This window comes from Micromonospora sp. CPM1, assembly GCF_023896895.1.
In the GTDB taxonomy this organism is placed as follows: domain Bacteria; phylum Actinomycetota; class Actinomycetes; order Mycobacteriales; family Micromonosporaceae; genus Micromonospora; species Micromonospora tulbaghiae.
On record NZ_JAMHIU010000003.1, the window covers coordinates 199,062 to 225,021 of the forward strand.

At 75.0% G+C, this 25,960-nt stretch carries 24 protein-coding genes; 15 read left to right on the forward strand and 9 right to left on the reverse strand.

Annotated features, from left to right (window positions below):
• Positions 1-109 precede the first annotated feature (109 nt).
• Positions 110-472: a DUF6401 family natural product biosynthesis protein gene (locus tag M8C11_RS05365; RefSeq protein WP_252448615.1), complete on the forward strand. Its 363-nt coding sequence runs from the start codon at positions 110-112 to the stop codon at positions 470-472.
• Positions 473-532: 60 nt separating this feature from the next.
• Here the strand turns inward: M8C11_RS05365 and M8C11_RS05370 are convergent, their stop codons facing one another.
• Positions 533-1,390, reverse strand: a complete 858-nt coding sequence (locus M8C11_RS05370) for a hypothetical protein (RefSeq protein WP_252448616.1) — start codon at positions 1,388-1,390, stop codon at positions 533-535.
• Between the two features lie 199 nt (positions 1,391-1,589).
• Here M8C11_RS05370 and M8C11_RS05375 point away from each other — a divergent pair, with 199 nt between their 5' ends.
• From M8C11_RS05375 to M8C11_RS05385, 3 genes are all read left to right on the forward strand, one after another.
• Entirely contained in the window at positions 1,590-3,743 is a 2,154-nt protein-coding gene (locus M8C11_RS05375; RefSeq protein WP_252448617.1) for a SpoIIE family protein phosphatase, read from the forward strand.
• Between the two features lie 9 nt (positions 3,744-3,752).
• Entirely contained in the window at positions 3,753-4,430 is a 678-nt protein-coding gene (locus M8C11_RS05380) for an HAD family hydrolase (protein WP_252448618.1), read from the forward strand.
• A gap of 101 nt (positions 4,431-4,531) precedes the next feature.
• Positions 4,532-5,821, forward strand: coding sequence for a sodium:proton antiporter (locus M8C11_RS05385; RefSeq protein WP_120570616.1), 1,290 nt, complete (start codon positions 4,532-4,534; stop codon positions 5,819-5,821).
• Positions 5,822-5,831: 10 nt separating this feature from the next.
• Here the strand turns inward: M8C11_RS05385 and M8C11_RS05390 are convergent, their stop codons facing one another.
• Positions 5,832-6,770, reverse strand: coding sequence for an NAD(P)/FAD-dependent oxidoreductase (locus M8C11_RS05390; RefSeq protein ID WP_252448702.1), 939 nt, complete (start codon positions 6,768-6,770; stop codon positions 5,832-5,834).
• Positions 6,771-6,871: 101 nt separating this feature from the next.
• On the opposite strand from M8C11_RS05390, the gene M8C11_RS05395 reads away from it, so the two are divergent.
• Entirely contained in the window at positions 6,872-7,096 is a 225-nt protein-coding gene (locus M8C11_RS05395; RefSeq protein ID WP_252448619.1) for a DUF3072 domain-containing protein, read from the forward strand.
• A 2-nt stretch (positions 7,097-7,098) separates the two neighbouring features.
• On the opposite strand, the gene M8C11_RS05400 is transcribed toward M8C11_RS05395, so the two are convergent.
• Both M8C11_RS05400 and M8C11_RS05405 read right to left on the reverse strand, forming a co-directional pair.
• Complete coding sequence (locus M8C11_RS05400; protein ID WP_252448620.1) at positions 7,099-7,599, reverse strand: metallophosphoesterase; 501 nt, start codon at positions 7,597-7,599, stop codon at positions 7,099-7,101.
• Between the two features lie 83 nt (positions 7,600-7,682).
• Positions 7,683-9,506: a glycoside hydrolase family 15 protein gene (locus tag M8C11_RS05405; RefSeq protein WP_252448621.1), complete on the reverse strand. Its 1,824-nt coding sequence runs from the start codon at positions 9,504-9,506 to the stop codon at positions 7,683-7,685.
• 111 nt (positions 9,507-9,617) lie between these two features.
• Here M8C11_RS05405 and M8C11_RS05410 point away from each other — a divergent pair, with 111 nt between their 5' ends.
• Positions 9,618-10,205 (forward strand): general stress protein, encoded by a 588-nt coding sequence (locus M8C11_RS05410; RefSeq protein WP_252448622.1) that lies wholly within the window; start codon positions 9,618-9,620, stop codon positions 10,203-10,205.
• A gap of 53 nt (positions 10,206-10,258) precedes the next feature.
• Here M8C11_RS05410 and M8C11_RS05415 read toward each other — a convergent pair whose 3' ends face one another.
• Positions 10,259-10,843 (reverse strand): DUF1684 domain-containing protein, encoded by a 585-nt coding sequence (locus M8C11_RS05415; RefSeq protein ID WP_121684319.1) that lies wholly within the window; start codon positions 10,841-10,843, stop codon positions 10,259-10,261.
• Positions 10,844-10,956: 113 nt separating this feature from the next.
• Here M8C11_RS05415 and M8C11_RS05420 point away from each other — a divergent pair, with 113 nt between their 5' ends.
• Positions 10,957-11,439 (forward strand): MarR family winged helix-turn-helix transcriptional regulator, encoded by a 483-nt coding sequence (locus M8C11_RS05420; protein ID WP_073827571.1) that lies wholly within the window; start codon positions 10,957-10,959, stop codon positions 11,437-11,439.
• Positions 11,440-11,450: 11 nt separating this feature from the next.
• On the forward strand, positions 11,451-12,437 hold the full coding sequence (locus M8C11_RS05425; protein WP_252448623.1) for a pirin family protein: 987 nt from the start codon (positions 11,451-11,453) through the stop codon (positions 12,435-12,437).
• 44 nt (positions 12,438-12,481) lie between these two features.
• Here M8C11_RS05425 and M8C11_RS30195 read toward each other — a convergent pair whose 3' ends face one another.
• Positions 12,482-12,607 carry a hypothetical protein gene (locus tag M8C11_RS30195; RefSeq protein ID WP_255498982.1) on the reverse strand — a complete coding sequence of 42 codons (126 nt, stop codon included), beginning with the start codon at positions 12,605-12,607 and terminating at the stop codon, positions 12,482-12,484.
• Between the two features lie 140 nt (positions 12,608-12,747).
• On the opposite strand from M8C11_RS30195, the gene M8C11_RS05430 reads away from it, so the two are divergent.
• Positions 12,748-14,337 carry a phospholipase D-like domain-containing protein gene (locus tag M8C11_RS05430; RefSeq protein ID WP_252448624.1) on the forward strand — a complete coding sequence of 530 codons (1,590 nt, stop codon included), beginning with the start codon at positions 12,748-12,750 and terminating at the stop codon, positions 14,335-14,337.
• On the opposite strand, the gene M8C11_RS05435 is transcribed toward M8C11_RS05430, so the two are convergent.
• A complete protein-coding gene (locus tag M8C11_RS05435; RefSeq protein ID WP_252448625.1) occupies positions 14,286-15,023 on the reverse strand; it encodes a hypothetical protein in 738 nt (245 codons plus the stop codon). The genes M8C11_RS05430 and M8C11_RS05435 overlap by 52 nt on opposite strands.
• Positions 15,024-15,356: 333 nt before the next feature.
• Here M8C11_RS05435 and M8C11_RS05440 point away from each other — a divergent pair, with 333 nt between their 5' ends.
• Both M8C11_RS05440 and hrpB read left to right on the forward strand, forming a co-directional pair.
• On the forward strand, positions 15,357-16,178 hold the full coding sequence (locus M8C11_RS05440; RefSeq protein WP_252448626.1) for a SigB/SigF/SigG family RNA polymerase sigma factor: 822 nt from the start codon (positions 15,357-15,359) through the stop codon (positions 16,176-16,178).
• Positions 16,179-16,312: 134 nt separating this feature from the next.
• Positions 16,313-18,922, forward strand: coding sequence for an ATP-dependent helicase HrpB (gene hrpB, locus M8C11_RS05445; RefSeq protein WP_252448627.1), 2,610 nt, complete (start codon positions 16,313-16,315; stop codon positions 18,920-18,922).
• Between the two features lie 3 nt (positions 18,923-18,925).
• Here the strand turns inward: hrpB and M8C11_RS05450 are convergent, their stop codons facing one another.
• Complete coding sequence (locus M8C11_RS05450) at positions 18,926-19,651, reverse strand: PP2C family serine/threonine-protein phosphatase (protein ID WP_252448628.1); 726 nt, start codon at positions 19,649-19,651, stop codon at positions 18,926-18,928.
• Positions 19,652-19,864: 213 nt separating this feature from the next.
• On the opposite strand from M8C11_RS05450, the gene M8C11_RS05455 reads away from it, so the two are divergent.
• Positions 19,865-22,471, forward strand: a complete 2,607-nt coding sequence (locus M8C11_RS05455; protein ID WP_252448629.1) for a glycoside hydrolase family 9 protein — start codon at positions 19,865-19,867, stop codon at positions 22,469-22,471.
• A gap of 53 nt (positions 22,472-22,524) precedes the next feature.
• Positions 22,525-22,845: a multidrug efflux SMR transporter gene (locus tag M8C11_RS05460; protein WP_069089914.1), complete on the forward strand. Its 321-nt coding sequence runs from the start codon at positions 22,525-22,527 to the stop codon at positions 22,843-22,845.
• 12 nt (positions 22,846-22,857) lie between these two features.
• Here M8C11_RS05460 and M8C11_RS05465 read toward each other — a convergent pair whose 3' ends face one another.
• Positions 22,858-23,961 carry a GNAT family N-acetyltransferase gene (locus M8C11_RS05465; RefSeq protein ID WP_252448630.1) on the reverse strand — a complete coding sequence of 368 codons (1,104 nt, stop codon included), beginning with the start codon at positions 23,959-23,961 and terminating at the stop codon, positions 22,858-22,860.
• A gap of 193 nt (positions 23,962-24,154) precedes the next feature.
• On the opposite strand from M8C11_RS05465, the gene M8C11_RS05470 reads away from it, so the two are divergent.
• A complete protein-coding gene (locus M8C11_RS05470) occupies positions 24,155-25,402 on the forward strand; it encodes an MFS transporter (RefSeq protein ID WP_252448631.1) in 1,248 nt (415 codons plus the stop codon).
• Between the two features lie 23 nt (positions 25,403-25,425).
• Positions 25,426-25,959 (forward strand): GNAT family N-acetyltransferase, encoded by a 534-nt coding sequence (locus tag M8C11_RS05475; RefSeq protein ID WP_252448632.1) that lies wholly within the window; start codon positions 25,426-25,428, stop codon positions 25,957-25,959.
• The last annotated feature ends 1 nt before the right edge of the window (position 25,960 follow it).

Genomic DNA, 25,960 nt, shown 5'->3' on the forward strand with positions numbered 1-25,960 from the left:
CACGGGCGACTCAATCCCGGCGGACGAGGCGGCCGCTCCCCCGGACGACCCGGGCATCCGCCGCTCGGCCGAGGTCGGCCCGCGGTGACCGGCGATAGCCTCGGACACCATGCGCGTGCCGAACAACCGGGTCGCGACCCGCTCCGCGGCGATGGCCGCGCGGTCGACCCTCACCACGCTTACCGCCGCCGTCGGCACCGCCGGCCTCGCCGCGGCCCACGCCAACCCCGGGCTGCTCGCCGAGGTCGACCAGCACGCGGCGGGGGTACGTGACAGCCTCGACGGCGACCGCCGCCCGCTGACCGTGGCGGCGCTCGCCGGGTACGCCGAAGGGCTGCGCGACGCGGCGTCGGAGCACGGGTGGATGGCACCCACGGAGCCGGTGGACTGGTCCGAGCCGGACTGGGTGCTCACCCGCCTGCTCGCGGTCTGCCTGCTGGCCCGCGGGCTGGACCCGCGTCACCTGGCCTGACCCGGACACGGCTACGGGGCGCCCGCGATCGCCCCGCGGACACCCCGTCACCCGTTGCCGTCAGCCGCCCGGCCGACGGAACTGCTGCGTCTGGTCCCCTGCCTCGCCGGAGCGGTACGTGCCCGCGCCCGACATCGGCTGCGGTCCGGCCGGCGTGGGCTGCCCGCCCCGGTCGGCCTGCTGCCGTTCGTAGTCGCCACGACCGGCCTGCTGGGCCTGCCGCTGCTCCCGGAACGCCCGGGACTCCTCCGAGGCCCGGTGCAGCCACCCGTCCCAACGGTCCTGCATCGGCTTGACCAGACCACCACCGACACCGACGATCAGGATGCCGGCCACGGTGGCGAGGAACGCCACCAGCACCGGTGTGGTCACCGTGGTGGCGATGCCCACCTGGTTCAGCGCAGCGATCACGCCGAGCGCCAGGATGAAGATCGCCGCCACATTGGCCAGCACCCGGCCGTACGAGAGCCCGCCCAGCGCGCCGGACACCAGGTCCCGGACGGCGTTGGCGATGGCGGCTGCGATCACCACGATCACGATCGCCACGAAGGCCCGCGGCAGCCAGGACACCACCCCGCGGATCAGATCGCTGATCGCGTTCGGTCCCCACACCCCGAAGGCGAACTGCAGGGTGAACAGCAGGACCGCGTAGTAGGCCAGTCTGGCCAGGATGTCGCTGGCGTCGTACTTGGTGCGTTCCAGGGCCCGTTTGACGCCGCCGCGTTCGACGGCGCGGTCGAAGCCCACCCGTTCCAGTGCCGCGTCCACGATTTTGAGGACGGCTCGGGCGATGAGCCAACCCACGACGAGGATCGCGATGAACGCGATCGCCCGCGGTACGAAGAGCAGCACCGACCTCCAGAAGTCGGTCCAGGCCGCACTGATGTCGACCTGCCCGACCGCGAGGGTTTTCGGCATGATGTCCCTCCTGTCGCGTGAACTGCGCCGCCCGCATACCCCGTGACCTGGGCAGCACGCCGGGCCGGACCGGGGCAATTTCCCGACATGCCCCACCGAACCGCCCTGACCTGCCCGAACGTCCGCGCCACCCGGCACCCGCACCCGCCACGGGCGCATGATCGGAACCCCCCGGCCACGCTCCGGTTAGGCTGCGGTCATGCCAGGCACCGTCGGTCGGGTTCCCACACCGTCCGCCCCCGCACCGGGAGCGCCCACCGATCCCGTCGTCGGCGGGCCGGCGGCCGGGGCCGCCCACCCCTGGGCCGGCACGTCGCTGGGCGCCCCGCACACCTGGGACCCCGCGGTACGCGCCGTGACGGACGTGGTGCTCGCCTCCCCGGTGCCGATGGCCCTGCTCCTCGGCGACGACCTGGTGGTCTTCTACAACGACGGGTACGCCGAGCTGATCGGCGACCGGCATCCGGACGCGCTGGGCCGGCCGGCGGCGGAGGCGTTCGCCGAGGTGTGGCGCGACCCGGGCGCCGGTGAGGCGCTGGAACGGGTCTACCGGCACGGCGAGCCGTTCCTGCAGCGGGAGGCGGTGCTGCCGGCCGACCGGCAGGGCCCGGCCGAGCCGGCCGTGTTCACCCGGGGCCACTGCCCGGTACGCGACTCCACCGGCCGGATCGTCGGCGTGCTCACCGTCTCGGCGCAGACCACCCAGCTGACCCAGCAGTTGCAGAGCCTGAGCGACTTCGCGGCGGCGCTGGCCGGCACGCTCACGCTCGACGACGTCGCGCGAGTGACGCTGCGCTACTGCCTGCACTCCTTCGACGCCGACCGGGTGTCCTTCGCGGTGGACGAGGGCAGCGCCTGGCGGCTGGTCCGCCGCATCCGCGGCGAGCTGCTCGACGAGGCCGACGAGCGGCTGCCCCCGCTGTGGCGCCGGATGCCCGCCGAGTCGCCGCTGCCGGCGGTGGTGACCGCGCGCAGCGGCGTCGCCTCGTTCACCGCCGACGGGCAGCCGCTGCGCGGCGTCGCGGCGGACCGGCACGACGAGAAGATCCGCGCGCTGGCGGCGCTCCCCCTCCGTACGACGGCGGTGCGGGGCTCGCTGACGGTGGGCTACCGGGCGCCGCGCCCCTGGTCCCCGGCGGAACGGGCGCTGCTGGCCGCGTCCGCGGAGTTGATCGGTCAGGCCGCCGAGCGGGCCCGCCGTTTCGAGACCCAGCACGGCACCGCCCAGATGTTGCAGCGCAGCATGCTGCCGGAACGGCTGCCGGACCTGCCCCGGCTGCGCATCGCCGCGCGCTACGACCCGGGGGTGGACGGCAACGCCGCCGGCGGCGACTTCTACGACGCGTTCCTGCTGCCCACCGGCGCGCTGGGCGTGGTGCTGGGCGACGTGGCCGGGCACGACGTGCAGGCCGCCGCCCGGATGGGCCAGGTACGCGCCGCGCTGCGCGCGCTCGCCCTGGTCGACCCCCGCCCGGACGCGGTGCTCGACGGCCTGGACCGGCTGGTGGCCAGCCTCGGCGTCGAGGGCGGCACCCAGGAGCTGTTCGTGACAGTGGTCTTCGGCGTGGTCGAGGCGGAGCGGGAGCGGATCACGCTCGCCAGCGCCGGTCATCCCGCGCCGCTGATCCGGCGGGCCGGACCCGACGCGGCGGTGGCCGAGTTCGTCGACGTGCCGCCCGCCCCGCCGCTGGGCCTGGGCGGGCGGGCGCGTACCGCCACCGTGCCGTTCCGCCCTGGCGACACCCTGCTGCTCTACAGCGACGGCGTGGTGGAGCGGCGCTGGCAGGACCTGGCCGCCGGGATGGCCGGGCTGGGCGCGGCGGTGGCCGGGGCGGCCGGCGGCGATCCGCGCGCGCTGTGCGCGGTGGCGACCGCGTCGGTGCCGGGCGCCACCGAGGACGACGTGGCGGTGCTCGCGGTGGAGTACGCGGTGCGCCCCAGCCGGTCGGCGAGCATGGAGGTGCCGGCCGAGCCGACCGCGCCGAGCCGGGTCCGGCACTGGATGACCGCGCAGCTCGGCGAGTGGCAGGTGCCCGAGGCGGTGATCGGCGCGGCGGTGCTGTGCACCAGCGAGCTGACCACGAACGCGCTGCTGCACGCCGGCACCGCCGCCCGGGTCGAGGTCGACCTGTCCGCGGAGCGGCTGCTGGTGTCGGTGGCCGACTCGGGCACCCGGGGTCAGGTCACCCGGGCGCAGACCGACACGCTCAGCAGCCGGGGCCGAGGGCTCGGCCTGATCGAGGAGCTGAGCGACGCCTGGGGCACCGACCCGACCGTACGCGGCTCGACGGTCTGGTTCGAGATCCTCATTCCGGCGGGTGAGCCGCGCGTCGGCGACGCCCCGGGCGGGTAGGAGCCGGGCATGGCCGACGACAAGCGACGCGGTGTCCTCTTCGACGTGGACGGCACCCTGGTCGACACGACGTACCTGCACACGGTGAGCTGGTGGGAGGCGCTGCGCCAGGCCGACCACCGGGTGCCGATGGCGCGGATCCACAGGTCCATCGGCATGGGCTCGGACAAGCTCCTCGACCACCTGCTCGGCGCGGAGCGGGACCGGGACGCCGACGGCCGGCTGCGCGACGCGCACGACGCGCTCTACGCCGAGTACTGGGAGCGGCTGGCGCCGCTGCCCGGTGCGCGGGAGTTGCTGCGCGCCTGCGCGGAGCGCGGACTGCGGGTGGTGCTGGCGACCTCGGCCGCCGAGCACGAGGTGACCGCGCTGCGCGCCGCGCTGGACGTGGACGACGTGATCGACTCGGTCACCTCGTCGGCCGACGCGCAGGAGAGCAAGCCCGCGCCGGACATCCTGGTCGCCGCGCTGGAGCAGTCGGGGCTGGCCGCCGAGCGGGTGGTGTTCGTCGGCGACTCGGTCTGGGACGTGGCCGCCGCCGGGAAGCTGGACATCCCCTGCATCGGGCTGACCTGCGGCGGGACCGGCCGGGCGGAGCTGGCCGGCGCGGGCGCGGTGGCGGTCTACGACGACCCGGCGGCGCTGCTGCACGCCCTGCCGGACAGCGCCATCGCGACGCTCGGCTGACCGGCCGTCCGATCGGCCGGCGCGCGCAGGCTTAGCCGGGCCCGCTTCGGGGCACTGCTGGACTCCGCCGCCCGGCCCACGGGCGACCGAAGGGTGGTGTCGTGGAACCGGTCGATGTCGCGTTCGCTCTGCTGGGCGTCGGTGCGCTGCTGGCCGGGGTGCTGCCCCGGGTCCTGGAGAGACGGCCGCTGTCGATGCCGATCGCGTTCCTCGGGCTCGGCATGCTCGTGTTCGTGTTGCCCACCGGTCTGCCCACACCGGACCCGCTGCGCTGGCCGGAGCTGACCACACACCTCACCGAGGTCGGGGTGATCGTCGCGCTGATGGGCGCCGGCCTGAAGATCGACCGTCCGCTGAGCTGGGCCCGTTGGTCGTCGACCTGGCGGCTGCTGGCGATCGCCATGCCGCTGTGCATCGCCGCGGTGGCGCTGCTCGGCTGGTGGTGGGCCGGGCTGGTGCCGGCCGCCGCGCTGCTGCTCGGCGCGGCGCTCGCGCCCACCGACCCGGTGCTCGCCTCCGACGTGCAGGTGGGCGAACCGACCGATGTGGAGGACTCGGAGGACGAGGTGCGCTTCGCGCTCACGTCCGAGGCGGGCCTGAACGACGGCCTGGCGTTCCCGTTCGTGTACGCGGCCATCGCGATCGCCACCACCGGGCTCGCGCCGTCCGGCTGGCTGGGCGAGTGGTTCGCCGTGGACGTGCTCTACAAGCTCGCCGCCGGGGTGGGCGGCGGGCTGCTCGTCGGCTGGCTGCTCGGCAAGCTGTTCTTCCGCGCCCCGAGCAAGCTGCGGCTGGCCAAGCACTCCGAGGGCTTCCTCGCGCTGGCCGCGACGTTCCTCGCGTACGGGCTGGTCGAGGTGATCGGCGGGTACGGCTTCCTGGCCGTGTTCGTGGCCGCCCGCGCGATCCGGGCCGCCGAGCGTACGCACGAGTTCCACTCCGTGCTGCACGACTTCGCCGAGCAGGTGGAGCGGCTGCTCACCGTGCTGTTGCTGCTGCTGTTCGGCGGCGCCGTGATCGGCGGGCTGCTCGCGCCGCTGACCTGGCCGGCGGCGCTGGCCGGGCTGGCCCTGGTGCTGGTGATCCGGCCGCTGGCGGGGTGGCTGTCGCTGCGCGGGGCGCCGGGCAAGCCGGCCGAGCACTGGGTGATCTCGTTGTTCGGCATCCGCGGCGTCGGCTCGTTCTACTACCTGGCGTACGCCACCAGCAAGACCGACTTCCCGCAGGCGGATCTGGTCTGGGCCACCGTCGGTCTCGTGGTGGTGGTGTCGGTGGTGGCGCACGGCATCGCCGCGACACCGGTGATGCAGTTGCTGGACCGGGAGGGCGAGCGCACCGGCGAGGACACGCGGGCCGGCTCGGCGGCGCAGCCCGTGGGCGCCACCGGCTGAGCCGGGACGTTCAGGCCAGCCGGGCGGCGAGCGCGCGTCCCAGGTCCCGGCCGGAGCGCCAGGCGGTCTGCACGCGCGGGCGGCCGAACGCGTCACCGGCCAGGCCGATCCCGTCGTCGTCCAGGTGGAACGTGGCGTTCCCGGCGTGCGCGGCCGGCGTCGCGTACGTCCAGCGGTGCACGTGCGTCGACACGGCCGGCTCGGGCAGTCCGAGCAGGTCGCGGACCGCCTGCTCGATCGCCGGCCGGGCGGCGGTGGGCTGGAGCAGGTGCCCGGCGGCGAACTCGGCCGTGGTGTGCGCGACCAGCACCGGCGCGCCGTCGCCGCGCCGGTCGCCGTCGTCGCAGACCAGGCCGAGCACGGGGTGGTCGTTGACGAACGCGCCCCGGAAGTCCGCCCAGCGGCGGGCCGGGAAGTGCAGCACCCCGCTCAGCGCCGGCGACCACCGCTGCGCGGCCACCGCCCGGGTCGCCTCGGCCAGCGCCGGGTCCAGCAGCAGCGCGGCCTGCGGGCCGGGCATGGCGAGCACGACCGCCTCGGCGACGGTGCCGTCCACCCGAGGGCCGGGCTCGACCGTCATCACCAGCCGGTCGTGCGTCACCGGCAGGTCGCCGGCCAGGTGCTCGACGAGCGAGCGCAGCCCGCGCGGGGCGGCCCAGCGCATCGGGCCGGTGACCTGCTCGCGCCCGCCCGGCCCGTACGCGGCGAGCGTGTCGGTCCACTCCCGCGCCAGCCCGGCGGCCCGCCACCGGTCCACCACGGCGGCGAAGTCCGGGTCGTCGACGGTGAAGTACGCGGCGCCCAGGTCGGCCGGGCGGCCGTCGAAGCGTTTGCTGGCCATCCGCCCGCCGGTGACCCGGGCGCGTTCGCGCACCCGTACCGGCACACCGGCCCGCGCCAGCTCGGTCGCGCACGCCACCCCGGCGATGCCCGCACCGACCACCACCACGCCCGTCCGGTCCGCCGTCACCAGGTGATCGTAGGCGGCGGACGGCATGAACCCGCCTGACCGGGGGTAGTGGTACACCTGTTCGAGGAGAGGTGATCGACATGGCCGACCGCAACAACACCAGCGACAGGAACGTGAACCCGGACGCCGCCGTCAAGGACCCGGACGACTGGGTCACCGGCGACGAGCCGCCCACCGCCGCCCAGGAGTCGTACCTGCACACCCTGGCCCAGGAGGCGGACGAGCCGGTGCCGGAGGGCCTGACCAAGGCCGAGGCGTCCCGGCGGATCGACGAGCTCCAGGCGGAGACCGGCCGGGGCCGCTGAGGTCAGCGCGGGGGCAGGCGGTGCAGCTCGACCCGGTCGAGCCGCCCCGCCGCCACCCGCGCGGTCAGGTACGTGGCGTACGGCTGCGCCCGCCGGTCGGTGGGTGAGCCGGGGTTGAGCAGGCGCAGACCGCCCGGGGCGACGCTGTCCCAGGGGATGTGCGAGTGCCCGAAGACGAGCAGGTCGCAGTCGCCGTACGCGGCGGCGCAGCGCTCATCGCGGCGGGTCTTCGGGCCGGTCTCGTGCACCACGGCGACCCGCAGGCCGTCCAGCTCGACGCGGGCCACCTCGGGCAGCCGGGCGCGCAGCTCGGGGCCGTCGTTGTTGCCGTACACCCCGACCAGCCGGCGTGACCGCTCCTCCAGCGCGTCCAGCAGCGCGACGTCCACCCAGTCCCCGGCGTGCACCACGACATCCGCGGCCTCCACGGCCCCCCACAGCACCGCCGGAAGGTCCCGCGCCCGCTTCGGCACATGCGTGTCCGCCATCACGACCAGATCCACCCCCTCATCCTCCCCCACCCCGCTCGTCGACGCGTCGATCATGAGGTTGGCGGCACTCAGGGAGATCGACTTCGCCGTCAACCTCATGATCGACGGGAGGAAGGGGCGGTGGCGGGGTGGCGGGAAGCCTCGGCGCGGGCGGCGGCGTCCGTTATCCGGCCGGCGGCGATGATCAGGCCGATGTGCGAGTACGCCTGCGGGAAGTTGCCCATCTGCTCACCGTTGTCCGGGTCGATCTGCTCGGCGTACAGGCCCAGGTCGTTGGCGCGGGCGGCGAGGCGTTCGAACAGCCGCCGGGCCCGGTCCAGCTCCCCCGCCTCGGCCAGGCAGGCGGCCAGCCAGAACGAGCAGATCACGAACCCGGCCGGGTCGCCGTCCCAGCGCCGCAGCAGCCCGTCGCGGGACAGCCGCCGTTCCAGCACGTCCATCGTGGCGCGCATCCGCGGGTCGCTCGCGGGCAGGAAGCCGACCAGCGGCATGACCAGCACCGAGGCGTCCAGGTCGTCGGAGCCGAACACCCCGGTGTACGCGCCGACCCGCTCGTTCCAGCCGCGGCTGAGCACCGCCGCCCGCACCTCGTCGCGCGCCGCGGCCCAGCGTGCCACGTCGGCGGGTTCGCCGATGCGGGAACCGAACCGGACCGCCCGGTCCAGCGCGGTCCAGCACTCCACCTTCGACGACACGTAGTGCCGCTCCGGGCCGCGCCCCTCCCACATCCCGGCGTCGGGCCGGTGCCAGCCACGCTCGGCCTGGTCGGCGAGCGTCCGCAACAGGTCGCGGACCTCCGGTGACATGGGGTCGAGGTAGTACCGCATCAGCCAGGCGGCGTCGAGCACCTCGCCCAGCACGTCGTTCTGCCGCTGCCGCCACGCGTCGTTTCCGACGAGCACCGGCCGGCTGTGCTCGTACCCGGCCAGGTGGTCGAGGTCGTGCTCGGTCAGGTCCCGCTCCCCCTCGACGCCGTACATGATCGGCACCGGCTCGTCGCCGATCCGGCCCATCGCCCGGGCCACCCAGGTGAACTGCCGGTCCGCCTCGTCCGGGCAGGCCGCCCGCCAGAGCGCCTGGAGGGTGAGGCTGAAGTCGCGCAGCCACACGTAGCGGTAGTCGTAGTTGCGGTCGCCGCCGAGCCGCTCCGGCACCGAGGTGGTGGCCGCCGCGACCACGGCGCCGCTGGGCGCGTACGTCATGCCCTGCACCGCGAGCGCGCTCCGGCGCACCTCGTCGCGGTACTCGCCCTGGTAGTCGTGCAGCGCCGACCAGGACTGCCAGCCGGCGACCGTCTCCGCCACCACCTCGGCGGCGTCGGGCAGCGCCGGTTCGGCGCCGGCGTACGTCGGGGCGTACCCGAGGGTGAAGCGGTGCCTGCTGCCGGCGCGGGCGGTGAACCTCCCGATGGCGGCACCCCCGGCGATGGTCAGCGGGACGTCGGCGCGCAGCTCCAGCCGGCAGGCGCCGGCGGTGGCGGCCACCACGCCGTCGCGCTCGGTCAGGTAGGCGCCGACGCGGCCGTACTCGAACCGCGGCGCGTACTCGACGCGCATCGGTACCTCGCCGGTCAGCCCCTCGACCAGCCGGGCGAGCACCCGCGGCGAGCGCATCCCGATGTCGTGACCGCGCGCGCCGGGCTCCAGCGCCAGCGCGTCGGTGACGGCGACCGTGCCGGTCGCCGTGGTGAAGACGGTACGCAGCACCAGCGCGTCGTCCAGATAGGAGCGGCTGCTGGTGGCCGCGCCCTCGGGGCGGATGGTCCAGTGCCCGGCGTCCTCGTCGAGCAGGCGCCCGAACACCGACGGCGCGTCGAACCGGGGCGGGCACCACCAGTTGACCGCGCCGTCCCGGTCGACCAGGGCCGCGCTGCGCCCGTCGGCGAGGAACCCGTGCTCGCTGATCCGTCGGGTCGGCACGACTGTGGCTACCCGGCCCGGGTGCCGCCATGCCTGGCCACATCGGTGCCGCTCGCCGCGTTACCACTGTCCGGCGGCGGGAACGCGGCGAGTTGACGAAGGAGGATGCTCATGACCAGACCCTCGACTCCGACCGCGGCCTGGCAACCCGGAATGCCGGGCAGCGACAACCTCCCGTCCGGCCCGGGCGGGAGTCCGACGCCGCCGAGCGGGGACGGGCACGGTCCGCACGCCGGGGCGCCGACCGTCACGATCGGCTCGTACCCGGACTATCCGTCCGCCCAGCGCGTGGTGGACTATCTGGCCGACAACCGGTTCCCGGTGGAACGTACCTCGATCGTCGGTACGGACCTCACGCTCGTGGAGACCGTGATGGGACGGCTCACCACGGGCCGGGCGGCCCTGCTCGGGGCCGGCACCGGCGCCTGGTTCGGTTTGTTCATCGGGTTGCTGTTCGGCATCTTCACCGCCGGGAACTGGCTGGCGGTGATCCTGGTCGGGCTGGTGATCGGTGCGATCTGGGGTGCCGTGTTCGGCGCGGTCGCGCACGCCATGAGCGGCGGGCAGCGGGACTTCACGTCGGCCAGTTCGCTGCGGGCCGCCCAGTACGCGGTCACCGTGGACGCGGAGCTGGCCGGTCAGGCCCAGCAGATGCTCAGCCGGATGCACCTGACACCGACCGGCGCCACCGCCCGCTGACCGGCGGTACGTGACATCGAGGGAGGGCCCCGCCGGGGTCCTCCCTCGCCGCGTCAGTGGTACGCCCGCTCACCGGCCCGCAGCGGCACGTCCACCCGGTTCTCCGGCGGCGCCAGCGGGCAGGCCCACCTGTCGTCGTAGGCGCAGCTGGGGTTGTAGAGGTAGTTGGCGTCCAGCCGGACCCGGTCGCCCGGCAGCACGGTCAGGCCGCGGCCGAACGTGCCCTTGACCGTGTCGGTGAGGTACCGGCCCCCGCCGTACGAGCCGTCGCCGCAGGTGCCGTCGCGCAGCGGCAGGAACAGCCCGCCCCCGTACGCCTCGATCCACCAGAGCGTCAGCGGTCCCCACGGCGTCTCGGCGACCGCCACCCGCCGGTACGCGACCACCCCGTCCGGGCCGCCGGTGTCGATGCGCAGTTCCCCGGTTGCGGGGCGCAGCGGCGCCTCCACCACCGCGGACGGGTCGGGCGGGTACCAGCGCAGCCCGGTGAAGCCGGGCCGGTCGGCCGGCGGCACCGGGCTGCTCGGGTGGGTGCGGAACAGCTCGTCGCGCGCGGCCCGGAACCCGGCCAGGTCGAGGTCGGACAGGTAGAGCCGGGCCACCCGCTCCCGCCAGTCGAGCAGGTCGAGATCGTCCATCCCCCGACCCTAGCCGGGGCGTCTCTTCAGGTTTGAAAGAGGTACACGGCGCAGCGGAAGCCCCTGCGCCGGGAGGACTTGTTTAAATTTTAAATAGTGCTACTCTCGGAGCCATGACGGAGAGCCTGGACGCGGAGCGGATGGCCTGCTGGCGCGCGTACATCGAGTCGAGCCAGCGGCTGTTCACCCGGCTCGAGGACGACCTGCGCGCCGACAGCGACCTGAGCTTCGCCGACTACCACGTGCTGGTGCTGCTCTCCGAGGCGCCCGGCCAGCGGCTGCGCATGGGCGAGCTGGCCGACCGGCTGGTGTTCTCACCGAGCCGGCTGACCTACCAGGTCACCACCATGCAGAAGCGCGGCCTGGTGGCGAAGGAGGCGTGCCCGGCCGACCGGCGCGGCAGCGAGGCCGTGCTGACCGCGGCCGGCCTGCTCGCCCTGCGCGAGGCCGCGCCGCACCACCTGCGTTCCGTCCGCGCACACCTGATCGACGACCTCGACGACGCCGAGGTCGCCTGCCTCACCCGGGTCTTCGAGCGGCTCGGCCGGCGCCTGCGCGCCGACCGCACCGCGTCGTCCACCCCGGCCGACAAGTAAGGAGTCCCGCGATGCCCGCGATCACCGTCGACGACGTCCTCGTCCTGCCCCGCCTGCCGAAGCTCGGCGAGGCGACCGAATACCGCGCGGTCCGCCGGGTCACCACCGCGCCCAGCGGGTACGAGGGCGAGGGCTTCCCGGTCCGCCGGGCCTTCGCCGGGGTGCCGATGACCGAGCTGGACCCGTTCATCCACCTCGACCAGATGGGCGAGGTCGACTACGCGCCGGGTGAGCCGAAGGGCACCTCCTGGCACCCGCACCGCGGCTTCGAGACGGTCACCTACATGATCGACGGGATCATGGACCACCAGGACTCGACCGGTGGCGGCGGCACCATCACCGACGGCGACACCCAGTGGATGACGGCCGGCAGTGGTCTGTTGCACATCGAGGCGCCGCCGGAGCACCTGGTGATGAGCGGCGGGCTGTTCCACGGCCTCCAGCTCTGGGTCAACCTGCCCCGGGTGGCGAAGATGAGCGCGCCCCGCTACCAGGACATCCGCGGCCGGGAGTCGGCGCTGCTGACCACGCCCGACGGCGGCGGCCTGATCCGGGTCATCGCCGGGGAGGTCGCCGGGCACCGGGGCCCTGGTTCGACGCACACGCCGATCACCATCGCGCACGTCACGTTGCAGCCCGGCGCCGAGCTGAGCCTGCCGTGGCGGTCGGACTTCAACGCGCTGGTGTACGTGCTGGCCGGCCGCGGCACCGTCGGCACCGACCGGCGGCCGATCCACCTCGGCCAGCTCGCCGTGCACGGGCCCGGTGAGGCGCTGCGGATCACCGCCGACCGGGCGCAGGACTCCAACGCACCGGCGCTGGAGCTCTACCTGATGGGCGGCCAGCCGATCCGCGAGCCGGTGGCGCACTACGGCCCGTTCGTGATGAACACCCGGGCCGAGCTGATCCAGGCGGTCGAGGACTTCCAGGCCGGCCGGCTCGGGGTGGTCCCGTCCGGGCGGGTGCCGCACAGCGACGGCCAGGGCGACCGGCCCTGACCTGCTACGGGCGCCCCGGTTCGCCGGGGCGCCCGGCCGCGGTCTCAGGAGACGGCGAAGATCCCGGCCACCCCGAGGATCACCATCAACAGGACCGCCACCAGCGCACCCCGCTCCCCCTCCACCGCCTGCTCGCGGTCGGTCACGGTGTTCGTCGTCTCGGCGGGCATGTCGGTGCCTCCTCGGTTTCGCGGTCCAGGGGTCCGGCGCACCCCTGACGCGCGCACCGACGCCGACCTGCTGCTCGACGTGCGGGGCCCTGCCGGGGGTCCTACCGTGTGAGGACGTCGTCGACCTCGGGGGGTGGAACGTGACTCTGCGGGACTGGTTCCTCACCGCACAGGAACGCGCCAACCCGGGCTCTGAATTACCCGTCTGGACCGATGGAAACCTCGCCGAGCCGCTGATTCACGGTGCCGCGTACTTCGACCGCCTGATCAGCGAGGTGGAGTCGCTGTCGGCGGGCGATCACCTGTTCTTCACCGACTGGCGTGGCGACCCGGACGAGCGGATGCGCCCGGACGGCCCGACGGTGGCGCAGTTGTTCGCCCGGGCCGCCCAGCGCGGCGTGATCGTCAAGGGCCTGGTCTGGCGCTCCCACCTCGACACGCTCTCCTACAGCGAGGCGGAGAACCGCGACCTCAGCGAGGCGATCCGCGCGGCCGGCGGCGAGGTGCTGCTCGACCAGCGGGTCCGGCGCGGCGGCTCGCACCACCAGAAGCTCGTCGTGCTGCGCCGTCCCGGCGACCCGAGCCGGGACATCGCCTTCGCCGGCGGCATCGACCTGTGCCACAGCCGCCGCGACGACGCCGATCACGCCGGCGACCCGCAGCCGGTGGGCATGTCCCCCCGGTACGGCCCCACGCCGCCCTGGCACGACGTGCAGCTCGCGGTGCGCGGGCCGGTGGTCGGCGCGCTCGACACCACGTTCCGCGAGCGGTGGACCGACCCGATGCCGCTGGACTCGGAGAACCCGATGGCGTACCTGCGGGACCGGCTGCGTGGCTCCGACCTGCGCCCGGATCCGCTGCCCGAGCAGCCCGCCGACCCGCCGCCGTGCGGGCCGCACCACGTGCAGGTGCTGCGCACCTACCCGGCGGTGCGGCCCCGCTACTCGTTCGCCCCCGACGGCGAGCGCACAGTGGCCCGCGGCTACACCAAGGCGGTACGCCGGGCCCGGCGGCTGATCTACCTGGAGGACCAGTACCTCTGGTCGACCGAGGTGGCGGAGCTGTTCGCGCAGGCGCTGCACGAGCACCCGGATCTGCACCTGGTGGCGGTCGTGCCCCGGCACCCGGACGTGGACGGCCGGCTCGCGCTGCCGCCGAACATGGTCGGCCGGGAGCAGGCGCTGTCACTGTGCCACCGGGCCGCGCCGGAGCGGGTGCACGTGTTCGACGTGGAGAACCATGACGGCACACCGGTGTACGTACACGCGAAGGTCTGCGTGGTGGACGACGTCTGGGCCAGCGTGGGCAGCGACAACTTCAACCGCCGGTCCTGGACGCACGACAGCGAGCTGTCCTGCGCGGTGCTCGACGACACCCGTGACGAGCGGGCGCCGGCCGATCCGGCCGGGCTGGGCGACGGCGCCCGCGTGTTCGCCCGCGACCTGCGGCTGCGGCTGTGGCGCGAGCACCTGGACCGCGATCCCGGCGGCGCGCAGGACGACGACCTGCTGGACCCGGCGGACGCGGTGGCGGCGATCACCGCGGCGGCCGACGAGCTGGACCGCTGGCACGCCGGGGGCCGGGCCGGTCCCCGTCCGCCGGGCCGGCTGCGGCCGCACCGCCCGGAGCGGTTGCCGTGGCGTACGCGGCTCTGGGCGCTGCCCGCGTACCGGCTGGTCTACGACCCGGACGGCAGGCCGCTGCGGGCCCGGCGCGCCGGCACCTGGTGAAGGTCGGCCGGCTCGTCCGGCACGTTCGGACGGGCCGGGTACGCGAACGACACGCGCGGTGAGTAGAAGCCCCAGCACACGTGCAGCGGGTTGGCCGGACGCAGCGCGTGGACCGGGTGCTCCGGGGCCGGGAACTCCACCGACTCGACCTCGAACGGTGACACCGGCTCGGCCACGTACGGGTAGTCGGTGACGATCAGTTCGCCGTCGCTGCGGGTGAGGTAGCGGTGGTGGCCCATGTGCGCCTCGGTGCCGGTGTGCCCGACCCGGGCGGTGACCCGGATCAGCAGCGTGCCGTCGGCGGCCCGGGTCTCGGCGGTGAGCTGATCGCCCCGCAGGTCGAGGCGGGTCTCTCCGGCGGCGGCCGGCGCGCCTCGTGCGGCGGCGTACTGCCGGACCCGCTCGCTGGAGGCGAGGTAGTGCGTCCACCAGCCGCCCGGTGTCTCGCCGTCGGGCGGGTCCATGTCCGCCAGTGAGACACCCAGGTAGGTGAGCGAGTACGCGCCGAAGCCGGAGGTCTGCGTCTCGTCGTCGACCACGTACTGGTTGACGAACACCTGACGCTGCGGGTGCGGGCGCAGCCCGGCGGGCAGCAGCGTGTCGACCGCGCGGGGATCCGCCGGGAGCCAGCTGAACAGCAGCGTCCGGGCGTTGATGACGAGTTGCGGCGCGGCGGGATCGAGCACGGTGCCTCCGTTGACGTGTCGCTACGGACGCTACGGGCGGTCCCGTCGGCGGGACAACGACAGAAAGGCGACACTTCGCCCACGTGTCGGATTCCACGTTGACCGCTCGGGGTACGGCCGGGGCCGACCGGTCACCGCCACCCGCCACCTCGCCGAGCGCGATATCGACCGGCTCACACCTTTCATGGCTGCTTACACCTTAAGTACATCGTACTTTCGGCTAGATTTCCGCAGCACGATCGGGCTATGGTGGCTTCCGAACGTACGACAGAAACCTAAACCTAAGCGTCACGTCTTTTTTCTTCCGTGGACGAGGTGCAGGGAGGACCACCCATGACCGCTCCCACGATCAGCGCACCGGCGACCACGCCGGCCGCCGCCACGAAGCTCGACCCCCGCTCGCTCACCGACAGCGCCGCCGACCTGCTCGCCGCGATGGCCGCGCTGCCCGCCGACCACCCGTCGCGGCCCGCGCTGCGCGACCGTGCCATCGAGGCGTGGCTGCCGCTGGCGAACCACCTGGCCCACCGCTACAGCGGCCGGGGCGAGCCCAACGACGACCTGGCGCAGACCGCCGCGATCGGCCTGATCAAGGCGATCGACAAGTTCGACCCGTCGCGCGGCGTCGACTTCGCCGGCTACGCCATCCCCACCATCATCGGCGAGCTGAAGCGCCACTTCCGCGACCGCACCTGGGACATCCGGGTGCCCCGCCGGCTCCAGGAGCTGCGCCTGGCGATCTCCGACGCCAACAGCACGCTGCTCCAGACGCTCGGCCGCTCGCCGACTGTCGCCGACATCGCCGCCCACCTCAAGCTCACCGAGGAAGAGGTGCTGGAGGGTCTGGAGGGCGCCCGCGCGTACAACGCGGTGTCGCTGTCCACCCCGACCGGCGACGGCGAGCGGGCCACCGAGCTGGGCGACCTGCTCGGCGGCGAGGACGGCGAGTTCGAGCTGGCCGAGATGCGGGTCGCCCTCGGCCCGGCGCTCGCCACGCTCGACCAGCGCGAGCAGAAGATCCTCACGCTGCGCTTCTACGGCAACCTGACCCAGTCGCAGATCGCCGAGCAGATCGGCGTCTCGCAGATGCACGTGTCCCGGCTGCTGGCCCGGGCCCTGACCAAGCTGCGCGGTCAGCTCGACGGAACGTACTAGCAAGGGGGGCCGCAGCCGGGTCGGCGGACCCGGCGCGGCGGCCCACCCGGCCCGGTCGGCGGTGCGCCGGCCGGGCCGTTCCGCGTCCCGGGGGCGGCGCGGCCCGTCCGGCGGTGCGGTGCGAGAGTGGGTCGGTGCTCGCCGACATCCCGCTCGACCTGCCGGTCCGCCCGGTCCTGCCGGCGCTCGTCGACGCGCTGCGCGAGCGCGGCGCCGCCGTCCTGGTGGCGCCGCCGGGCACCGGCAAGACCACCACCGCGCCGCTCGCGGTCGCCGACGCGGTCACCGGCCGCGTGGTGATCGCCCAGCCCCGGCGGGTGGCCGCCCGCGCCGCCGCGCACCGGATGGCCGCCCTGCTCGGCGAGCGGGTCGGGGGCCGGATCGGGTACGCGGTGCGCGGCGAGCGCCGGGCCGGGCCGCGTACCCGGGTCGAGGTGGTCACCACCGGCCTGCTGGTCCGCCGCCTGCACCACGACCCGGAACTGCCCGGCGTGGACGCGGTAGTGCTCGACGAGTGCCACGAACGGCACCTCGACGCCGACCTGGCGCTGGCGTTCAGCGTCGAGGCCCGCGCGACGCTGCGCCCCGACCTGTGGCTGCTGGCGATGTCGGCCACCCCGCAGACCGACCGGTTCGCGGCGCTGCTCGGCGCCGGCGACCCCGCCCCCGTGGTACGCGCCGAGGCCGCGCTGCACCCGGTCGAGCGGGTGTGGGCGCCGCCGCCGCGCCCGGTGACGCCGCCCGGTGCGGGCCGGGTCGATCCGGCGCTGCTCGACCACGTCGCCGCCACCGTGCGCCGGGCGCTGCGCGAACGCGACGGCGACGTGCTGGTCTTCCTGCCCGGCGCGGGTGAGATCGCCGCCGTGGCCGGTCGGCTGGGCGGCCTGCGCGAGGTCGCGGTGCTGCCGTTGCACGGACGGCTGCCCGGGCCCGCCCAGGACGCGGCGCTCACCCCGGCCGCCGGGCGGCGCGTGGTGCTGGCGACGGCGGTGGCCGAGAGCAGCCTGACCGTGCCCGGCGTCCGGGTCGTGGTGGATGCCGGACTGAGCCGGGTGCCGCGCACCGACCTGGCCCGAGGGCTGGGCGCGCTGGTGACTGTGCCGGTGTCCCGGGCGGGGGCCACCCAGCGCGCCGGCCGGGCCGGACGGGAGGCGCCGGGTGCCGTCTACCGCTGCTGGTCGGAGGCGACGCACGAGCGACTCGCCCCGCAGCCCGAACCGGAGATCGCCACCGCCGACCTGACCGGGTTCGCGCTGGAGCTGGCCGCCTGGGGCACACCGGACGGCACCGGGCTGGCGCTGCCCGACCCACCGCCGCCGGCCGCGCTGACGGTGGCGCGGGAGACGCTGACCACCCTCGGCGCGGTGGACCACGACGGCCGGATCACCGCGCGGGGGCGGGCGGTAGCGGCGGCGGGCACACATCCCCGGCTGGCGCGGGCGCTGCTGGACGGCGCGCCCCGGGTCGGCGCCGAACGGGCCGCCCAGGTGGTGGCGATCCTCGGCGAGGACACGCTGGGCGGCACGGGGGACGACCTGCCCGCCCGCTGGCGGCGGCTGCGGGACGGCACCGACCCGGCCGCCACCGCGCGGTGGCGCACCGAGGTACGCCGCCTGCGCGCCGCCCTGCCCGCCGACGGCGCGGACGAGCGCCCCGGCTCACCCGCAGGCCCGGCGGACCGGCGACAGACCGGCGCGCCCGCCGGGCGGGCGGCGCAACGGCGCGACGCCGGGCGGCCGGCCGGACACGAGCGGGAGCGCCTGCCCGACGATCTGGCCGCGGGGCTGCTCGCCGGGCTGGCGTACCCGGAACGGCTGGCCCGGGCGCGGCGGCCGGGCGGGTCCGCGTACCTGATGGCCGGCGGGACCGCCGCGGAGCTGGCCCCCGGGTCGGCGCTGGCCGGAGCGGCGTGGCTGGCCGTCGCGGTGGCCGACCGCTCCCCCGGCGCGCCGGCCGCCCGGGTGCGGCTGGCCGCCCCGATCGACGAGGCGACCGCCCGGGAGGCCGGGGCGGCGCTGCTGCGCGCCGGACGGGAGGTGGCCTGGTCCGGCGGGGACGTGGTGGCCCGCGAGGTGGTCCGGCTCGGCGCGGTCGAGCTGGTCGACCGGCCGCTCACCGCGCCGGAACCGGAGCTGGTCGCGGCGGCGCTGCTGGACGGGCTGCGGCAGGAGGGGACAGGGCTGTTGCGCTGGACGCCGGAGGCGACCGCGCTGCGCCGCCGGCTGGCCTTCTGCCGCCAGGCGCTCGGCGACGACTGGCCGGACGTCTCCGACGCGGCGCTGCTGGATGGCGCACCCGTCTGGCTCGGCCCGGAGCTGGCCCGCGCCCGGCGCCGGGCCGACCTCGGCCGGGTGGACGTGACGGCGGCGTTGCGGCGGCTGCTGGACTGGCGGCAGGCGGCGCGGCTGGACGAGCTGGCCCCGGAGCGGCTCGAGGTGCCCAGCGGCTCGCGGATCCGGGTCGACTACGCCGACCCGGCCGCCCCGGTGCTGGCCGTCAAGCTCCAGGAGACGTTCGGCTGGCGGGACGTGCCGCGCATCGCCGACGGGCGGGTGCCGGTGCTGCTGCACCTGCTCTCCCCCGCCGGGCGGCCGGTGGCGGTCACCGCCGACCTGGCGTCGTTCTGGCGCAGCGGATACCCGCAGGTGCGGGCGGAGCTGCGCGGGCGCTACCCGCGCCATCCCTGGCCGGAGGACCCGACCACCGCCGAGCCGACCCGCCGGGCGAGCCCACGACGTCGGTGAGGGCTACTCCTCGACGACGTCGGCGATCACGACGGTGATGTTGTCCGGGCCGCCGGCCCGCAGCGCCAGGTCGATCAGCCGGGCCGCGCAGGCGTCGCGTCCCGGCTGCTCGCTGAGCACCTCGGTGAGCGTGTCCGCGCGGACCACGTTGGAGAGGCCGTCGCTGCACAGCAGCCAGCGGTCACCGGCCCGGGGCACCATCGTGGCGTACGACGGGGAGACCTCGTCGCCCTGCAGCGCCTGGGTCACCACCGCCCGGCGGGGGTGGCTGCTGGCCTGCTCGGCGGTGATGACGCCCTGGTCGACGAGCATCTGCACGAACGTGTCGTCGCGGGTGACCTGCTTGAGCACGCCCTCGCGGTAGAGGTAGGCCCGGGAGTCGCCGACGTGCGCCAGCGCGAGGCAGCTGCCGGTACGGGCGAACAGCAGCGCGGTGAGCGTGGTACCCATGCCCTGGCGTTCCGGGTCCTCCTCGACGGCCTGGCGGATCCGCGCGGTGGCCAGCTCGATCCCGCCCTGGAGCGCGGCGACGAGCGCGTGCTCCGGCGTCTCCACGTCCAGCGGGGCGACCGCGTCGATGGCGATGCGGCTGGCCAGGTCGCCGGCCGCCATGCCGCCCATGCCGTCGGCGACCGCGACCAGCCAGGCGCCCGCGTGCTGAGCGTCCTGGTTACCGCTGCGGATCAGCCCACGGTCGCTCGCTCCGACGGAACGAAGCTTCAGGGTCATGGGTCGCAGCCTGCCAGGTCGAGGGCTCGGATGTCTCTAGGAGATCACTGACATCGTACGTGGCGCGCCGAATCGAACCGCGCGCGGGCGCGCGGCGCTCATCGGGCCGGATCGATTGACAGCGGCGGAACGCGATGGAAACATCGGGCTGATATTGGGAGCGCTCCCAGCTTCCGGTCTCCCCCACCACCCCCGAGCACGGAAGGAACCTCCGTGACCCGATCCCGTCGTCGGCTCGCCGCACTCGCGGCCACCACGCTGGCGCTCACCGGCCTCACCGCCGGCCCGGCGAGCGCCGAGGTGCCGCCGGACGCCCCCGAACAACTCCGCAACGGCGACTTCAGCGCCGGTGTCTCACCCTGGTTCTCGTACGGCACCGGCGACCTCGCGGTCGTCGACGGCCGGCTCTGCACCTCCGTCGCGGCGGGCACCGCCAACCCGTGGGACGCCGGCATCGGCCAGGACGCGGTGCCGCTGACCCAGGGCGCCGAGTACGAGTTGTCCTTCGACGTCTCCGCGACCCCCGGCGCGGCCGTCAAGGCGGTGCTCCAGCTCGGCAGCGCCCCCTACACCACGTACGCGAGCGTCGACGCCACAGCCACCGGCACCGCCCAGCGCGTCACCACCACGTTCACCTCCCCGGCGGACAACCCCACCGCCCAGCTGATCTTCCAGGTCGGCGGCAGCGCCCAGGCGCAGACGTTCTGCCTGGACAACGTGTCGCTGCGCGGCGGGGAGCCGGCACCGCCGTACGAGCCGGACACCGGTCCCCGGGTCCGGGTCAACCAGGTCGGCTACCTGCCCGGCGGGCCGAAGCACGCGACTGTGGTCACCGAGGCCACCGACGCGCTGCCGTGGCAGCTCAAGTCGGGGGCCGGCGCGGTGGTCGCCAGCGGGCAGACCACGCCGCGCGGCACCGACGCCGCCTCGGCGCAGAACGTGCAGACCGTCGACTTCTCCGCCTACCGCAAGCCGGGCACCGGCTACACGCTGACCGTGGACGGCGAGACCAGCCACCCGTTCGACATCTCCGGCGCGCTCTACGACCGGCTGCGCGCCGACTCGCTGCAGTTCTTCTACGCCCAGCGCAGCGGCATCGCCATCGACGGCGACCTGATCGGCGAGGAGTACGCCCGCCCGGCCGGCCACCTGGGCGTCGAGCCCAACCAGGGCGACACCGACGTGCCGTGCCAGGCCGGCGTCTGCGACTACTCGCTGGACGTGCGCGGCGGCTGGTACGACGCCGGTGACCACGGCAAGTACGTCGTCAACGGCGGCATCGCCACCTACCAGCTGCTGAGCACCTTCGAGCGGACCAAGACCGCCGAGACCGCCGACGGCGGCGCCGCCCTGGGCGACTCCACGCTGCGGCTGCCCGAGCGCGGCAACGACGTGCCGGACGTGCTCGACGAGGCCCGCTGGGAGCTGGAGTTCCTGCTGCGCATGCAGGTGCCGGCGGGCAAGCCGCTGGCCGGGATGGTCCACCACAAGATCCACGACCGGAACTGGACCGGCCTGCCGCTGTCGCCCCAGGACGACCCGCAGCCGCGCGAGCTGCACGCGCCGTCCACCGCCGCCACGCTGAACCTGGCCGCCGTCGCGGCGCAGTGCCAGCGGCTGTACGCCCCGTACGACGCCGCGTTCGCCGCGCGCTGCGGCACCGCCGCGAAGACCGCGTACGCGGCGGCCAAGGCGAACCCGGCGATCTACGCCCCGGCCAGCGACAGCACCGGCGGCGGCGCGTACGACGACACCAACGTCAGCGACGAGTTCTACTGGGCCGCCGCCGAGCTGTGGCTGACCACCGGCGACAAGGCGTACCTGGCCGACGTCACCGGTTCGCCGCTGCACACCGCCGACGTGTTCGCCCCGAGCGGCGCGTTCGGCTGGCAGAGCGTCGCCGCGCTGGGCCGCCTGGACCTGGCCACCGTGCCGAACACGCTGCCCGCCGCGGAGAAGACCCGCATCCGCGAGTCCATCACCGCCGCCGCCGACAGCTACCTGGCCACGATCGCCGGCCAGGCGTACGGGCTGCCGTTCCCGGGCAGCGCCGACGCGTACGTCTGGGGCAGCAACAGCAACCTGGTGAACAACGCGATCGTGCTGGCCACCGCGTTCGACCTGAGCCGGGACGCGAAGTACCGGGACGGCGCGGTGCAGGCCGCCGACTACCTGTTCGGCCGCAACGCGCTGAACATGTCGTACGTGACCGGGTGGGGCGAGCAGCACGCCCGCAACCAGCACAGCCGGATCTTCGGCCACCAGCTGAACCCGGACCTGCCGCGCCCGCCGGCCGGCTCGCTCGCCGGTGGTCCGAACGCCGCGCTCCAGGACCCGTTCGCGGCGAACCTGCTCGCCGGGTGCGCGCCGATGTTCTGCTACGTCGACGACATCAACTCGTACGCGACGAACGAGGTGGCGATCAACTGGAACTCGGCGCTGGCGTGGCTCGCGTCGTTCCTGGCCGACCAGGGTGACGCCGGCGCGGTGCCGGCGCCGTCCTGCGCGGTCACCTACACCACGCACGGGAGCTGGCCGTCCGGCTTCACCACCCAGGTGACGGTGCGCAACACCGGCACGACGGCGGTGAACGGCTGGAACCTGCGGTGGGCCTTCCTCGGCGACCAGAAGGTGAGCCAGGCCTGGTCGGCGCAGCTCGGCCAGAGCGGAGCCACGGTCACCGCGAAGAACCTGTCGTGGAACGCGAAGCTGGCGCCGGGCGCGTCCACCACGTTCGGCTTCAACGGCACCGCGTCCCGTTTCCCGAACCCGGATCCGGGGCTGGTCACCCTGAACGGAAAGGCCTGCACGGTCTCCTGACCGAGCTGACCGAGCTGACCGGGCGCCATCGCAGGACCGGGTACGGTCCTGCGATGGCGTACCTGTTCCTGCTCGGCGCGATCACCGCCGAGGTGATCGGCACCAGTCTGCTCAAGGCCACCGACGGCTTCACCCGGCTCTGGCCCACGCTCGGCCTCGCCGTGGCGTACCTGTCCGCGTTCGGGCTGCTCTCGCTGGCCGTGAAGGACATCCCGGTCGGCGTCGCGTACGCGGTCTGGTCCGGCCTCGGCACCGCCGCCATCATGGCGATCGGCGCGGCGTTCCTGGGCGAGCCGCTGAGCGTGGCGAAGGTGGTCGGGGCGGGGCTGGTCATCGCCGGGGTGGTGGTGCTCAACCTCGGCGGCGCGCACTGAGCACGCCCCCGCTCAGGCCGGCCGCCCCGCCGCCCGCAGCAACCGGAGCTGCCCGATCTCGGCCACGTTCTTCATCAGCTCGGCGTTCACCCACGCGGCCAGGTCCGCGACGGTGAGCCCGGCGTCGGCGGGCCAGGGGTACGCGGCCGGCCGGTCCAGGTCGTCAGCGGTCAGCCCGTCCAGCGCGTCGGTCCACTCCGTCCGCAGCTCCCGCAGCCAGACGACCGTGTCGTCGCCCGGCCCGGGCCACCGGATGTCGTCGCGTTCCCGCGCCGGCCGCCGCCGCACGTGGTCGGCGGCGACCGACCACCACCAGCCGATGTGCCAGGTCAGCCACGCGATCGTGGGCACCGGGACCGGGTCCGGCTCGGTGTCGGCCCAGTCGGGCCGCCACCCGCCGTCCGGGCCGGGACGCATGGTCCAGCAGAGTCTCCCCGGCTCCCAGAGGAAGTCCGCCGGCTCCAGCCGGTCGAGGTGGTACTCGGCGAGCGCCCAGGTCAGGTCGAACTGCCGGCGCAGCAGGGTGTTCACGGGGGCGGACACCGCGCGATCGTGGCACGGGACGCGGCCCCGGTCGACCGGTTGACCGCTCCCGGCCCCCGTGCGGGGGACGGGGCGGCGCATCGCGATCCGCTCGGCCGGGTCGAGGCCCAGCGCCGCCTCGGCGGCCAGCAACTCGATCAGGCCCGCCGTCAACTCCGTCCCGCTCAGCTCGCGGAAACCGCACCGCACGTAGTAGGGCCCGTTCCACGGCACCGAGCGGAACGTGGTCAGCGTCAGCGCCGGCAACCCCTGCGACGACGCCCACTCCGCCACCCGGTCGAGCAGACGCCGCCCGATGCCACGCCGGGCGTACGCCGGGTCGACGCTGAGCTGCTGCACGTGCGCCGCGCCGTCGACCAGATCGGCCAGTACGAACGCGATCGGCCGGTCGGCCGGGTCGGTCGCCACCCACAGCCGTCCGGCGCGCTGCCCGGCGGCCAGCGCCTCCACCGGCAGCGGTGGCATGTCGGCCACCAGGGTCATGCCGATCTCCCGGAACGGGGCGCCGGAGGCCACCTCGATCCGCTGCACCTCGGTCAGTTCCCCGGCCCGGGCGTTCCTGCTGCGCTCCACGGCGCCGACCCTGGCAGAGCGGGGACCGGCAGGCGAGCGGATTTCCCGAACCGTGCTCCGGGTGGCTCGGCGGTGACCAGCGGCGGCGACGCCCCGGCGGGCTCGCGGTGTGACAGGCGTCGCCCCGAGCGGGGCTCCCTGCCCGCCGGAACAGTCCTAGCGTCCACCCCATGACCCTCGCCGGACCCCGCTGATGGGACGCGTCTCGCCGCTCCCGCCGCCCGGCCCGCTGCGCACGCTCGCGTACGCCACGCTGGCCAACACCGTCGGCGCGGGGCTGTGGCTGGCGGGCGGGGCGCTCTACCTGACCCGGGACGTGGGGCTCTCCGCCACCTCGGTGGGTGCCGGACTCACAGTCGCCGGGCTGGTCGGGCTGAGCGCGAGCGTGCCGCTGGGCGGGCTGGCCGACAGGTGGGATCCGCGTACGCTCCGGGCCGCCCTCCAGGTGGGCCAGGCGGTCGTCGCGCTGGCGTACCTGATGGTCGGCTCGTTCCCGGCGTTCCTGGCGGTGGCGGTGCCGGAGGCGCTGCTCGTGGCCGGCAACCTGGCGGTACGGGCGGCGCTCGTCGCCGCGGTGGGCGGCCCGGACGGCCGGGTGCACGCCTTCGCCACGCTGCGCGCGGTGGCGAACCTGGGCATCACCGTCGGTACCGCGCTGGCCGGGATCGCGCTCGCCGTGGACACGCACCGGGCGTACCAGGTGCTGATCGTCGGCAACGCGGCCACCTACCTGCTCTCGGCGGCGCTGCTGCTGCGCCTGCCGCCGCAACCGGCCGCCGCCGGCGCGCGACGCACGCCGGGCACGCTGCGGCGCGGCGGCCCGCTGCGGGACGGACGGTTCCTCGCGGTCAGCGGCGCGTCGGCGGTGCTGAGCACGCACGTGACGGTGCTCGTGCTCGTCGTGCCGCTGTGGACGGTGAACCGGGCCGGCGCGCCACCGCCTGTGGTGTCGGCGGTGCTGCTCGTCAACACGGTCCTCACCGTGCTGCTCGCGGTGCGGCTGAGCCGGGGCGCGGAGCGTGCCGCGCCGGCCGCCCGGAAGCTGCGCCGGGCCGGGCTGGTGCTCGCGGCGGCGACACCGCTCTACGCCGTGACCGGCGTCCTGCCGGTGCTCCCGGCGGTCGTCCTGCTGCTCGTCGCGACCGCGGTGTGGACGGTGGGCGACCTGTGGCACGGCGCGGCCGGCGCGGGCCTCGCCTACGACCTGGCCCCGCCGGATGCGATCGGCGCCTACCAGGGCGCGGACGGCCTGCTCGCCGGGCTGGCCCAGGCGCTCGGCCGGGGCCTGCTCACGCTGCTGGTGCTCGGCGGCGGTCCGGTCGGCTGGCTGGTGCTCGGCGGGATCTTCGCCGCCGCCGGGCTGGCCGCCCCGGCGCTGGCCCGCCGGGCGATCGCGGACCGGCCGGCGCCGGAGGCACGACCCGCCGGGGTGCCCGGCTGAGCCCGGTGTAGCAGCATGGCGGGATGACCGACCAGCAGAGCATCACCATCCGACCGGGTGGACCCGGCGACGCCCCCACGCTGCTGCGGCTGCTCGACAGCGCCACCGCCTGGCTGGCCGAACGCGGGCGTACCGACCAGTGGGGCACCGAGCCGGCGTCGATCGACCCGCGCCGCATCGCCCAGGCCGACGCGTGGGCGGCCGGGGACGGGCTGCACCTCGCCGAGATCGACGCGACTGTGGTGGGCGCGCTGGTGGTGGGCGCGGCGACCGAGTACGTGCCGCCGGCCACCGAACCGGAGCTGTACGTGAACCTGCTGGTCACCGACCGGGCGTACGCGGGACGCGGGGTCGGGGCGCGGCTGCTGGCGTACGCGGCGGAGCTGGCCCGCGATCGCGGCGTCGGCCTGCTGCGGGTGGACTGCTTCCGCAGCCCGGACCGGGCGCTCGTGCGGTTCTACGAGAGCTGCGGGTTCACCGCCACCGAGCCGTTCACCGTGGAGCGGCCGGGCCGTCCGACGTGGACCGGGCAGGTGCTGGAGCGCCGGGTCGGCTGAG